The 12,495-nt window shown below is 42.3% G+C and carries 9 protein-coding genes, 8 tRNA genes, 3 rRNA genes and 1 pseudogene; 2 read left to right on the forward strand and 19 right to left on the reverse strand.

Annotation, left to right across the window (positions count from 1 at the left end; all coding sequences use genetic code 11):
• Positions 1–66: 66 nt before the first annotated feature.
• Together GSH73_RS13870 and GSH73_RS11085 are read left to right on the forward strand one after the other, a co-directional pair.
• Positions 67–324 (forward strand): annotated as a pseudogene (locus tag GSH73_RS13870) (UPF0236 family transposase-like protein); the annotation flags it as partial.
• Positions 325–384: 60 nt separating this feature from the next.
• A tRNA-Thr gene (locus GSH73_RS11085) sits at positions 385–457 on the forward strand.
• A gap of 138 nt (positions 458–595) precedes the next feature.
• Here GSH73_RS11085 and GSH73_RS11090 read toward each other — a convergent pair.
• The 19 genes from GSH73_RS11090 to rpsD all read right to left on the reverse strand — a co-directional run bounded on the left by GSH73_RS11090 (position 596) and on the right by rpsD (position 12,491).
• Positions 596–671: transfer RNA gene (locus GSH73_RS11090), tRNA-Phe, on the reverse strand.
• A 22-nt stretch (positions 672–693) separates the two neighbouring features.
• Positions 694–770, reverse strand: a tRNA-Asp gene (locus tag GSH73_RS11095).
• Positions 771–788: 18 nt separating this feature from the next.
• Positions 789–864 (reverse strand) — tRNA-Ile (locus GSH73_RS11100).
• An 8-nt stretch (positions 865–872) separates the two neighbouring features.
• A tRNA-Glu gene (locus GSH73_RS11105) sits at positions 873–947 on the reverse strand.
• A 6-nt stretch (positions 948–953) separates the two neighbouring features.
• Positions 954–1,028, reverse strand: a tRNA-Asn gene (locus GSH73_RS11110).
• Between the two features lie 7 nt (positions 1,029–1,035).
• Positions 1,036–1,190: ribosomal RNA gene (gene rrf / locus GSH73_RS11115) — 5S ribosomal RNA — on the reverse strand.
• Positions 1,191–1,231: 41 nt separating this feature from the next.
• Positions 1,232–4,108: ribosomal RNA gene (locus GSH73_RS11120) — 23S ribosomal RNA — on the reverse strand.
• Between the two features lie 65 nt (positions 4,109–4,173).
• Positions 4,174–4,250, reverse strand: a tRNA-Ile gene (locus GSH73_RS11125).
• A 1-nt stretch (position 4,251) separates the two neighbouring features.
• Positions 4,252–4,327, reverse strand: a tRNA-Ala gene (locus tag GSH73_RS11130).
• A gap of 88 nt (positions 4,328–4,415) precedes the next feature.
• Positions 4,416–5,974 (reverse strand): 16S ribosomal RNA (locus GSH73_RS11135).
• The 16S, 23S and 5S rRNA genes sit together here with 7 tRNA genes alongside, the layout of an rRNA operon.
• Before the next feature lie 301 nt (positions 5,975–6,275).
• On the reverse strand, positions 6,276–6,668 hold the full coding sequence (rpsI, locus tag GSH73_RS11140) for a 30S ribosomal protein S9 (RefSeq protein ID WP_014757948.1): 393 nt from the start codon (positions 6,666–6,668) through the stop codon (positions 6,276–6,278).
• A gap of 14 nt (positions 6,669–6,682) precedes the next feature.
• The gene (gene rplM / locus GSH73_RS11145) at positions 6,683–7,111 is read right to left on the reverse strand and encodes a 50S ribosomal protein L13 (protein ID WP_014757947.1); all 429 of its coding nucleotides are present in this window, start codon (positions 7,109–7,111) and stop codon (positions 6,683–6,685) included.
• Positions 7,112–7,212: 101 nt separating this feature from the next.
• Positions 7,213–7,947 (reverse strand): tRNA pseudouridine(38-40) synthase TruA, encoded by a 735-nt coding sequence (gene truA, locus GSH73_RS11150; protein WP_038068958.1) that lies wholly within the window; start codon positions 7,945–7,947, stop codon positions 7,213–7,215.
• A gap of 7 nt (positions 7,948–7,954) precedes the next feature.
• Positions 7,955–8,761, reverse strand: a complete 807-nt coding sequence (locus GSH73_RS11155; RefSeq protein WP_038068960.1) for an energy-coupling factor transporter transmembrane component T family protein — start codon at positions 8,759–8,761, stop codon at positions 7,955–7,957.
• A complete protein-coding gene (locus tag GSH73_RS11160; protein ID WP_014757944.1) occupies positions 8,754–9,611 on the reverse strand; it encodes an energy-coupling factor transporter ATPase in 858 nt (285 codons plus the stop codon). The genes GSH73_RS11155 and GSH73_RS11160 overlap by 8 nt, the downstream gene beginning before the upstream one ends.
• On the reverse strand, positions 9,596–10,441 hold the full coding sequence (locus GSH73_RS11165; RefSeq protein ID WP_014757943.1) for an energy-coupling factor transporter ATPase: 846 nt from the start codon (positions 10,439–10,441) through the stop codon (positions 9,596–9,598). Before GSH73_RS11165 ends, GSH73_RS11160 begins: the two co-directional genes overlap by 16 nt.
• A gap of 86 nt (positions 10,442–10,527) precedes the next feature.
• Positions 10,528–10,866: a 50S ribosomal protein L17 gene (gene rplQ, locus GSH73_RS11170; protein WP_013787174.1), complete on the reverse strand. Its 339-nt coding sequence runs from the start codon at positions 10,864–10,866 to the stop codon at positions 10,528–10,530.
• Between the two features lie 12 nt (positions 10,867–10,878).
• Complete coding sequence (locus GSH73_RS11175) at positions 10,879–11,829, reverse strand: DNA-directed RNA polymerase subunit alpha (protein ID WP_014757942.1); 951 nt, start codon at positions 11,827–11,829, stop codon at positions 10,879–10,881.
• A gap of 41 nt (positions 11,830–11,870) precedes the next feature.
• Entirely contained in the window at positions 11,871–12,491 is a 621-nt protein-coding gene (rpsD, locus tag GSH73_RS11180; RefSeq protein ID WP_014757941.1) for a 30S ribosomal protein S4, read from the reverse strand.
• Between the last annotated feature and the right edge of the window lie 4 nt (positions 12,492–12,495).

Genomic DNA, 12,495 nt, shown 5'->3' on the forward strand with positions numbered 1-12,495 from the left:
TTCGCATGAATCATCCGCTATAATGTTTAAATAGAAAAAACAAAAAAGCGTTATAGAGGTGATTACATGCTAGATATAAGTTTAAATGAAAATGAAATAAATTTCAAGGACTTAGAAGTAGAAATTTATAGATTAGCATGCGAAGAAGCTTGTAAGATAATGGCTCAAATTCTTATGGAAATAGATGATATTCTACTAGAAAAAAGGGACAAAAAAGAATATAGATGTAAAGGTAAAAAGCACACAAACATAAAGACAATTATGGGTACTGTTGAATTTGATAAAAGAATTTATGAACATATAAATAGTGAAGGAAAAAAAGAATATGTTTATCTTAGATACTTGATAAAAATCAAATTTCATGATATATTATATAAGTGTGATGCTGGCATAGCTCAGTCGGTAGAGCAGTTGATTCGTAATCAACAGGTCAAGGGTTCAAGTCCCTTTGCCAGCTCTGGATTTGAAATGTTAAAAGTCAATTATATTTTAAAGTTAAAAATAAAAGATTCCTGCTTAAGCAGGATTTTTTATTTTCTCGTTTTTTGTAAAATAAAAAAGTTTCAACATAAATGCTGAAACTCTTTATTTCTTATGGTGCCTCGAAGTGGAATCGAACCACTGACACAGGGATTTTCAGTCCCTTGCTCTACCGACTGAGCTATCGAGGCGTATTTAAAATTAGTATAATAATGGCGACCCAAAAGGGGCTCGAACCCTCGACCTCCAGCGTGACAGGCTGGCGCTCTAACCAACTGAGCTATTGGGCCGCAATATTTATTAACTTATGGTGGGCCTTCAGGGACTCGAACCCCGGACCAATCGGTTATGAGCCGACCGCTCTACCAACTGAGCTAAAGGCCCTCAATTTATGGTGACCCCGACGGGATTCGAACCCATGTTACCGCCGTGAAAGGGCGATGTCTTAACCACTTGACCACGGGGCCACATCTTGGCTCCTCAGGTAGGGCTCGAACCTACAACCTACCGGTTAACAGCCGGTTGCTCCACCATTGAGCTACTGAGGAATATATTATCCGGCAGCGACCTACTCTCCCGAGTAATCAGTACCATCGGCGCTGGAGGGCTTCACTATCACCCCAAAAAGTCTTGCGACTTTTCGGGGGACCCCGATTTGGGACCGTGTTCGGTATGGGAACGGGTTTTTAACCTCCGCTATTGCCACCGGAAATCTTTTAAATGAACTTTGAATACTGCACAATGCTTTCCTTTGGTCAAGTCCTCGACTTATTAGTACCGGTCAGCTAAAAGTATTTCTACTCTTACACCTCCGGCCTATCTACCTCGTCTTCTCCAAGGTGTCTTACTCCTTTCGGATGGGAAATCTTATCTTGAGGTGGGTTTCACGCTTAGATGCTTTCAGCGTTTATCCCTTCCAAACTTGGCTACCCAGCTGTGCGAATGGCTTCGCAACTGGTACACCATCGGTTTGTCCACCCCGGTCCTCTCGTACTAAGGGCAGATCCTCTCAAATTTCCTGCGCCCGCGACGGATAGGGACCGAACTGTCTCACGACGTTCTGAACCCAGCTCGCGTACCGCTTTAATGGGCGAACAGCCCAACCCTTGGGACCTACTTCAGCCCCAGGATGCGATGAGCCGACATCGAGGTGCCAAACCTCCCCGTCGATGTGGACTCTTGGGGGAGATCAGCCTGTTATCCCCAGGGTAGCTTTTATCCGTTGAGCGACGGCAATCCCATTCTCTACCGCCGGATCACTAAGCCCGACTTTCGTCCCTGCTCGAATTGTCTTTCTCGCAGTTAGGCTACCTTCTGCCTTTGCACTCTTTCGCGCGATTTCCTTCCGCGCTGAGGTAACCTTTGGACGCCTCCGTTACTTTTTGGGAGGCGACCGCCCCAGTCAAACTGCCCGCCTGTCAGTGTCCATATGCCGGCTTACGGCTTATATGTTAGAATTTCGGTAATATCAGGGTGGTATCCCAACGTTGGCTCCATATAGGCTGGCGCCCATACATCTTAGCCTCCCACCTATCCTGTACAGATATTACTAAAATTCAGTGACAAGCTGCAGTAAAGCTCCATGGGGTCTTTCTGTCCTGTCGCGGGTAACTCGCATCTTCACGAGTACTACAATTTCACCGGGTCCCCCTTCAAGACAGCGCCCAAGTCGTTACGCCTTTCGTGCAGGTCGGAACTTACCCGACAAGGAATTTCGCTACCTTAGGACCGTTATAGTTACGGCCGCCGTTTACTGGGGCTTAAGTTCTGAGCTTCGGATTTTCTCCTAACCCTTCCCCTTAACCTTCCAGCACCGGGCAGGCGTCAGCTCCTATACTTCGTCTTTCGACTTAGCAGAAACCTGTGTTTTTGGTAAACAGTCGCTTGGGCCTCTTCTCTGCGGCCTTTCGGCACTCCTTCTCCCGAAGTTACGGAGTCTTTTTGCCGAGTTCCTTAATGAGGGTTCTCCCGCTCGTCTTTGGATTCTCTCCTCGCCTACCTGTGTCGGTTTGTGGTACGGGCACCTAATCCTCGATAGCAACTTTTCTTGGCAGCCCCTTCGAAACTTCGCCTTACGGCTCCCCTTCACAGCTCTTATGAGCTTTGGTACTTCACTCAAAGCTCTTTTCGTCGCTGCTTGGACGTGCTCTACCAACCGCACGCTTTTCTTATCTCGCTGCGTCCTTGCTTCTCTTTTGGCGGATTTCGGTGGTACCGGATTTATTACCGGTTCTCCATCGCCTACGCTTTCGCCTCGGCTTAGGTCCCGACTTACCCTGGGCGGATTATCCTTCCCCAGGAATCCTTAGGCTTTCGACGGTAAGGTTTCTCGCCTTACTCTCGTTACTTATACCGGCATTCTCTCTACTGTACTGTCCAGATTCGCTTTCGCTTATCCTTCTCCCTGTACAGTACGCTCCCCTACCATTCTTTTTAGAATCCGTAGCTTCGGTGGCATGTTTTAGCCCCGTTTATTTTCGGCGCGGGATTTCTCGACCAGTGAGCTATTACGCACTCTTTGAATGTATGGCTGCTTCTAAGCCAACATCCTGGTTGTCTTGGAAATCCTACTTCCTTTCCCACTTAACATGCTCTTTGGGACCTTAGCTGTCGGTCTGGGCTCTTTCCCTTTTGACCACGGATCTTATCACTCGTAGTCTGACTCCCAGGGTCTCAATATGGCATTCGGAGTTTGATAGGCTTCGGTAACCTTCTTGGCCCCTTGTCCATTCAGTGCTCTACCTCCATATTTCCTTCCCCCTGAGGCTAGCCCTAAAGCTATTTCGGGGAGAACCAGCTATCTCCGAGCTCGATTGGAATTTCTCCGCTACCCACAATTCATCCCATGACTTTTCAACGTCAACGTGGTTCGGGCCTCCACCAGATCTTACTCCGGCTTCACCCTGATCATGGGTAGGTCGCACGGTTTCGGGTCTATGATATGCAACTTCCGCCCTTTTAAGACTCGCTTTCGCTTCGGCTCCGCTTTCGCTTAACCTCGCTGCATATCTATAACTCGCCGGTCCGTTCTACAAAAAGTACGTGGTTGCTTTCGCTTCCACTGCTTGTGGACATATGGTTTCAGGTTCTCTTTCACTCCCCTCCCGGGGTTCTTTTCACCTTTCCCTCACGGTACTATGCGCTATCGGTCACTTAAGAGTATTTAGCCTTGGGAGATGGTCCTCCCGTCTTCCCACCGGGTTGCCTATCCTGTGGTACTCTGGATCCCACTCGGTATGCTAAGCTTTCGCCTACAGGGCTTTCACCTTCTTTGGCCTGCCTTCCCAGGTCTGTTCGGCTTCGCTTTATATACCTTTTTTGTGGTCCTAAACCCCATCACCATTGGTGATGGTTTGGGCTCTTTCCTTTTCGCTCGCCACTACTCAGGAAATCGATTCTTTCTTTCTTTTCCTCGCGCTACTTAGATGTTTCAGTTCACGCGGTGTCCCCTCCTCATGGCTATGTGTTCACCATGGGATGCTTAAGTATTACCTTAAGCGGGTTTCCCCATTCGGAGATCTCCGGATCTGCGTCTGCTTGCGACTCCCCGGAGCGTTTCGCCGCTTGCTGCGTCCTTCTTCGGCTCTAAGTGCCTGGGCATCCACCATACGCCCTTTCTAACTTGACCTATTGTTTCCTCGTTTTTTTCGTTACCCTTTTTAGCATTGTGCAGTTTTCAAGGTTCACTTATCATGGTGGGCTTAGATGGACTCGAACCATCGACCTCACGCTTATCAGGCGTGCGCTCTGACCACCTGAGCTATAAGCCCATGGTGGAGATGAGGAGATTCGAACTCCTGACCCCCTGCTTGCAAGGCAGGTGCTCTCCCAACTGAGCTACACCCCCATGACCATGTTGAGGGTCTAAACCCTCAAAACTGAACAGTGAGATATTCGTATTTATTTTATCCTTAATGTAAGGATTTGCTCCTTAGAAAGGAGGTGATCCAGCCGCACCTTCCGATACGGCTACCTTGTTACGACTTCACCCCAATCATTTACCCCACCTTCGGCAGCTCCTCCCTTTCGGTTAGGTCACTGACTTCGGGTGTTGTAAACTCTCGTGGTGTGACGGGCGGTGTGTACAAGGCCCGGGAACGTATTCACCGCGGCATGCTGATCCGCGATTACTAGCAACTCCGTCTTCATGCAGGCGGGTTGCAGCCTGCAATCTGAACTGGGACCTGTTTTCTGGGATTCGCTCCGGATCGCTCCTTCGCTGCCCTCTGTTCAGGCCATTGTAGCACGTGTGTAGCCCAGGGCATAAAGGGCATGATGATTTGACGTCATCCCCGCCTTCCTCCGTGTTCTCCACGGCAGTCTCGGTAGAGTCCCCGTCTTTACGCTGGTAACTACCAACAGGGGTTGCGCTCGTTGCGGGACTTAACCCAACATCTCACGACACGAGCTGACGACAACCATGCACCACCTGTCTCACAGCTCCTCTTTCGAGGCACTCTGGTATTTCTACCTGATTCTGTGGATGTCAAGCCCTGGTAAGGTTCTTCGCGTTGCTTCGAATTAAACCACATGCTCCGCTGCTTGTGCGGGCCCCCGTCAATTCCTTTGAGTTTCAACCTTGCGGCCGTACTCCCCAGGCGGGATACTTATTGCGTTAACTCCGGCACGGATGATGCTTCACCCACACCTAGTATCCATCGTTTACGGCGTGGACTACCAGGGTATCTAATCCTGTTTGCTCCCCACGCTTTCGCACCTCAGCGTCAGTTCAAGTCCAGAGAGCCGCTTTCGCCACTGGTATTCTTCCTGATCTCTACGCATTTCACCGCTACACCAGGAATTCCGCTCTCCTCTCCTTGACTCAAGCTGTTTAGTTTCAGATGCACACCCTCGGTTGAGCCCAGGTTTTTCACATCTGACTTTTACAGCCGCCTACGTGCTCTTTACGCCCAGTAATTCCGGACAACGCTCGCCCCCTACGTATTACCGCGGCTGCTGGCACGTAGTTAGCCGGGGCTTTCGTATGGTACCGTCACTATCTTCCCATACTATTGAGCTTTACGACCCGAAGGCCTTCTTCGCTCACGCGGCGTCGCTGTGTCAGGGTTTCCCCCATTGCACAATATTCCCCACTGCTGCCTCCCGTAGGAGTCTGGACCGTGTCTCAGTTCCAGTGTGGCCGTTCACCCTCTCAGGCCGACTACCCATCGTCGCCTTGGTGGGCTTTTACCCCGCCAACTAGCTAATGGGACGCGGACTCATCCTATAGCGGATTTCTCCTTTCTTCAAAAAGTGATGCCACTTCTTGACATTATCCGGTATTAGCACCCCTTTCGAGGTGTTATCCCAAACTACAGGGTAGATTGTCCACGCGTTACTCACCCGTCCGCCGCTATCCGGCACTCAACTTTGCGTTTACTCATTTTCTCTCTCTTTTTCTGTAAGCGCTTAGTTGAGTGCCGGATCGCTCGACTTGCATGTGTTAGGCACGCCGCCAGCGTTCGTCCTGAGCCAGGATCAAACTCTCATGTTTATATCCTTTGCTCGCATATCTCACTGTTCGGTTTTCAAGGTTCTCTTCCCTCGCCGCTTATCGCGACATCGTCTATATTACCACATTATCTTCTCTCTGTCAACTGCTTTTTTTGTTTCCCAATCGCAGTGACAGGTATTAATATATCATATTAATCAGCTTATATCAAATATTTTTTACCTTCAAAATACGCGTTTTTCGGTTATTATATGAATATATTTTAAGATTTCATTGATTTACTTCTTTTTTCTTCATTATTTTAAGTTTAAACTAAACAAAAAAAGCGCATATAGCGCTCTTTTTATCTTTTTGAAAATTGCGGTGCTTTTCTTGCTTTCTTAAGACCGTATTTCTTTCTCTCTTTCATCCTTGGATCTCTTGTCACAAATCCAGCCTTCTTAAGAATTGGTCTTAATTCATTGTCAGCTTTCATCAATGCTCTTGTAATGCCTAATCTAATTGCACCAGCCTGGCCTGACAATCCACCGCCTTCAACTTTAGCAATTACATCAAATTTATCGATGTTTTCAGTTAAAATAAGCGGTTGTTTGATTGTGTATTTTAAAGTGTCTAATCCAAAATAGTCGTCAAGAGATCTACCATTTATGATTATATTACCTTTCCCTGGGACTAATCTAACACGTGCAACAGATGTTTTTCTTCTACCAGTACCAAAAAATTGGATAGCAGCCATTCCTTATTCCCTCCTTATATGTCAAGTTTCTCTGGCTTCTGTGCTGCATGTTTATGTTCAGGACCAGTATAAACTTTTAATTTTTTTAGCATTTGCCTTCCTAATTTGTTTTTTGGAAGCATTCCTTTTACAGCCCTCATGATAGCTTTTTCAGGCTTTGTCCTCATTAAAGTCTTGTACTGTATTAATTTAAGTCCACCAGGATGCCCTGTGTAATATTTAAAGTACTTTTGCTCTAATTTTTTACCTGTCAATACGACTTTGTCTGCATTGACAATTATAACAAAATCACCTGTATCAACGCTGGGTGAATATATAGGTTTATTTTTGCCAGACAAAATCTTTGCAACTTGACTAGCTAATCTGCCTAACACTTTTCCTTCGGCATCTATGACATACCATTTTCTTTCTACTTCATCCTTTTTTGGCATGAATGACTTCACTATATTTTACCTCCTTAAGAAACTTATACTTAAGTAACATATCTTCAATAAACGGGGCATAATTTTACATAATATAATTTTAATCCACAGCACCACCCATGTCAATAGTATATTTTAGTTAAAAACAATCCTTGTGGTGGTGCAGTTTTCCCCGCCATACCTCGATCTTTTGATTCTAAAATCTCTTTTACATAGATAGGGTTAATCTTCCCTAATCCCACATCAACAATTGTTCCAACGATTATTCTAACCATATTGTATAAAAAACCATCCGCTTCAATCTCAAATTCTACATTAAAATCATTTTTTCTGAGTGAAATATCTCTTACGGTTCTTATAGAATCTTTTACACTGCTTCCACTGGCTTTAAATGCTGAAAAGTCATGTGTTCCTTTTAAATACGTCAATGATTCCACCATTTTATCTAAATCTAATTCATCACTTATATGCCAGCTATAATTTCTGCATATAGGCGAATTAAATTTTCTGTTGTATATGATGTATTTATACCTTTTGCCTTTAGCAGAATACCGAGAATGAAAATCCATACCTGCTTCATAAGCATCTCTAATGACTATGTCTTTTGGAAGCACGCTATTTAATGCGTTGGGTATTTTTGATAGAGGTATATTACAGTTAGATATGAAGTTGGCAACTTGATTTAGGGCATGAACTCCAGCATCTGTTCTGCTGGAACCAATCAAATTTACATCCTCTGATGTTATTTTTTTTATCGCCTTCGTTATGACTTCTTGAACTGTAACAGCGTTTTTCTGCATCTGCCATCCATGATAATTTGTCCCATCGTACTCTATTACCAAAACTATGTTTCTCATTTAGCTATCACCATGGCCAAAATCTATTCCATATTATTATTCCCACGAGAATCGCTGTAAACAAAATTGCTATATAATCTCTATTGCTTACTTTTAATTGTTTTAACTTTGTCCTATTGAATCCACCTCTATAGCACCTTGCTTCCATTGCCACTGCGAGTTCATCGGCTCTCCTAAAAGCACTGATAAATAAAGGCACCAATAGCGGAATCAAATTTTTAGCTCTTTTGACTAAATTGCCACTTTCAAAGTCGGCACCTCTGGCCATTTGAGCTTTCATTATTTTATCTGTTTCTTCCAGCAGTGTCGGTATGAATCTCAGCGCTATTGTCATCATCATTGCTAACTCATGGGCAGGTAATCCAATAGATTTAAATGGCGTTAAGAGGTTTTCTATTCCATCTGTAAGAGCAATCGGTGATGTTGTCAATGTCAAGAGCGATGTACCAACTATCAGAAATATAAGCCTTAACCCCATAAATAAAGCTAATCTTACTCCATTTGAAGTTATCTTAAGCGGCCCTATTGACGCAAGGTAGGTTCCACCAGGAGTAAAAAATACATTCAATCCAACAGTTAATATTAAAATTACGAGAATTGGCTTTAACCCTTTAAAGATATAACTTAATGGTATTTTTGAAACAAATACGCTTAATAGCAAAAACAATAGAATAAAAATATAGCCAGAAAATTTCGTGATTATGAATAGCGAAATAATAAATATTATAGATAATATTATTTTCACTCTTGGATCTAAACGGTGTATGAATGTATTGCCAGGTATATATTGACCAATAGTTATATTTTTAAGCATTATCAACACCCCTAAGGTACTCCAATATATATTTCTTGGCTTCATCTACTGTCAAAACGTCATCAGGAAGATCTATACCATTTTTCCTCAATTCTCTTACAAGATAGGTAATTTGCGGCACACCAAGTCCTATCTTCTCAAGTTCTTCAACATGTTTAAAAACTTCTTTAGGAGCACCTATCAACGAAACTTTGCCCTCATGCATCACGATGATTTTATTTACCAATTTTGCTATGTCTTCCATACTATGTGAGACAAGTATCGTAGTCATATTGTACATTTGATGAATCTGCTTTATTTGATGGAGAATTTCATCTCGGCCTTTTGGGTCAAGCCCTGCAGTTGGTTCATCTAATATCAAAATTTTAGGCATCATAGACAATACTCCTGCAATTGCTACTCTTCTTCTTTCTCCACCTGATAATTCAAATGGAGACATATCTTTTATTTTTATATCAAGTCCAACTATCCTCATAGCGTCATATACTCTTTTTTCTATTTCATCGTCTGAAAGACCTAAATTTGATGGTCCAAAGGCAATATCCTTGTATATTGTTTCTTCAAAAAGTTGATGTTCAGGATATTGAAACACAATACCTACTTCTTTTCTAATGTCTTTTAAATCTTTTTTCGTTGTTATGTCAATACCATTTACAATAATCCTGCCCGACGTTGGTTTTAAAAGACCATTCAAGTGCTGAATAAGGGTAGATTTTCCAGAGCCTGTATGCCCTATTATTCCAACAAATTCATTATCATCAATTGTAAAGCTCACATCTTTTAGTGCAACAGATTCAAACGGTGTGCCTTCATTATACACGAAAGAAATATTTTCTACTTGTATTGACATATAAACCTCACCATCTCATCTACGGTTAATATTTCTGTAGGAATATCTATACCCTCTTGCTTTAACTTGTATGCTAACTCTGTAACTTGGGGGACATCGAGACCCAAATCTTTAAGGATTTTTACTTCTTTAAATACATCTTTAGGGGTTCCATCTAATGCAATTTTACCATTATCCATCACAATTACCCTGTCGGCCAGTACAGCTTCTTCCATAAAGTGTGTGATCAATATGATGGTGATTCCATTTTCTTTATTAAGCTTCTGTACCGTTTTTATGACTTCTTTTCTGCCTTTAGGATCTAACATAGCCGTAGGTTCATCTAATATTATGCATTGTGGTCTCATTGCTATGACTCCCGCAATAGCTATCCTCTGTTTTTGCCCTCCAGAAAGCATGTGTGGCGCAAACTCTCTATATTTATACATATCAACTGCGTTTAATGCAAAATCCACTCTTTCTCGAATTTCTTTCGGATCTATTCCAAGGTTCTCAGGGCCAAAAGCCACATCTTCTTCAACAATCGTTGCTACCAACTGATTGTCTGGATTCTGAAATACCATACCCGCTGTCTGCCTTATGTCCCATAAATGGGATGTATCTTTTGTGTTCATTCCATTGATGTACACATCGCCTTCTGTCGGAACCAAAAGTGCATTAAAATGCTTTGCAAGCGTTGATTTTCCTGACCCATTGTGGCCAATAATCGCAACAAACTTTCCTTCATCAATATCTATATTCAAACTATTCAATACTATTTTTTTGCTGCTGTCATTACTTTCAGCCTCATAAACGAATGTAAGGTCTTTCGTCATAATTATTTTTCCCAAATGACCACCTTCTTTAAAGACCAATACTAATTGGCAAAACTATTAAAATAGGAGTTAAGTTTTGTCTAACTTAACCCCTTTTGAGCCTAAATGAGTTCTAAGATGACCAGCGGAGCCGCATCGCCTCTACGAGGACCAAGTTTCAATATTCTTGTGTACCCGCCATTTCTTTCTGAATATTTTGGAGCAATCTCATCAAATAACTTTTTCACTACTGTTTCATCAGTTAAATACGCCAAAGCTTGTCTCCTTGAGTGTAAATCGCCCCTTTTCCCAAGAGTAATCATCTTTTCAGCAATGCTTCTTACTTCTTTGGCTCTGGCTTCAGTAGTTTGGATTCTTCCATAGTTTAAAAAGCTTGTTGTAAGGTTTCTCAACATAGCTCTTCTTTGGTCATGTGGTCGACCTAATTTTCTGTAACCCATTATCTGCCCTCCTTACTCTTCACTCTTTTGCAATGATAGTCCTAAAGCTTTCAGTTTCTGTTCGACTTCAACTAATGATTTCTTTCCGAGATTTCTAACTTTCATCATTTCTTCTTCAGTCTTCTGAACTAAATCTTGGACAGTATTAATTCCTGCTCTTTTAAGGCAGTTGTATGACCGTACAGAAAGATCAAGTTCTTCGATCGTCATATCAAGCGGTTTATCTGTCTTTTTCTCTGACTTCTCAACCAAAACTTCCATATCGTTATAATTGTCCGCAAATGAGGTAAACAAGTTAAAATGATCGATCAATATTTTCGCAGCTAAACTTATGGCTTCTTTAGGACTTATGGTTCCATTTGTCCATACTTCCATTGTAAGCTTGTCATAATCTGTAACCTGACCAACACGCGTATTTTCTACGTTATAGCTTACCTTTTTAACTGGAGTAAATATAGAATCAACCGGGATGATACCTATTGGCTGATTCGGTTCTTTATTCTTGTCTGATGGAACATATCCTTTGCCTTTTACCAGCTCAATCTCCATGTTCAACTTACCATTATCGCTAAGCGTAGCAATATGAAGATCTGGATTCATTATTTCAACATCGCCGTCAGATATTATATCTCCCGCTGTGACTTCTCCTTTGCCTTCTGCTTCAATTCTAACTATTTTTGGTTCGTCTGTATATAATTTCACTGCCAACTCTTTTAAATTAAGTATTATCTCAGTAACATCTTCTTTTACGCCTGGTACTGTAGAAAATTCATGCAGTACCCCATCTATTTTTATTGTCTTTGCTGCAGCACCTGGAAGCGATGATAAAAGCATACGGCGCAAAGAATTGCCAAGTGTTATTCCATAACCACGTTCAAGTGGTTCAATGACAAACTTTGCATACGTGTCATCATTGGATTGCTCCACTATCTCAATTTTTGGTTTCTCTATTTCAATCACCATTTAAACCCTCCTTTTTTTAATCTTGCGAGGGTAACCGATTATTACCTTGAATACAATTCAACAATCAAGTGCTCTTCAATTGGCAAATCTATATGCTCTCTTGTTGGCAGAGATAAAACTTTACCCTCTAATGAATCCCTATTGAAATCTAACCAATCAGGTATATTAGTAGAAGCTTCTACATTATTCTTAATGACATCTAATGATTTGCTGCTGTCTTTTACAGATATTACATCACCGGCTTTCACTAAATATGAAGGTATATCCACCTTCTTGCCGTTTACAAGAATATGGCCGTGTGACACAAATTGCCTTGCTTGAGCCCTTGAAGATGCTATTGACAATCTGTAAACCACATTGTCAAGTCTTCTTTCAAGAAGCTGCAACAGATTATCACCGGTAATGCCTTTCATTCTTTCTGCTTCTTCGAAATACCTCTCAAATTGTCTTTCAAGAACTCCGTAATACCTTCTTAATTTTTGCTTTTCTCTCAACTGTGCACCATAGTTTGTGAGCTTTTTCTTGTTTTGACCATGTTGCCCAGGAGCATATGGTCTTCTTGCAAAAGGACATTTTTCAGTATAGCATTTATCGCCTTTCAAAAATAATTTCATGCCTTCTCTGCGGCACAATTTACATGTAGATTCTGTATATCTTGCCATCATT

This window comes from Thermoanaerobacterium aotearoense (genome assembly GCF_009905255.1).
GTDB lineage: Bacteria > Bacillota > Thermoanaerobacteria > Thermoanaerobacterales > Thermoanaerobacteraceae > Thermoanaerobacterium > Thermoanaerobacterium aotearoense.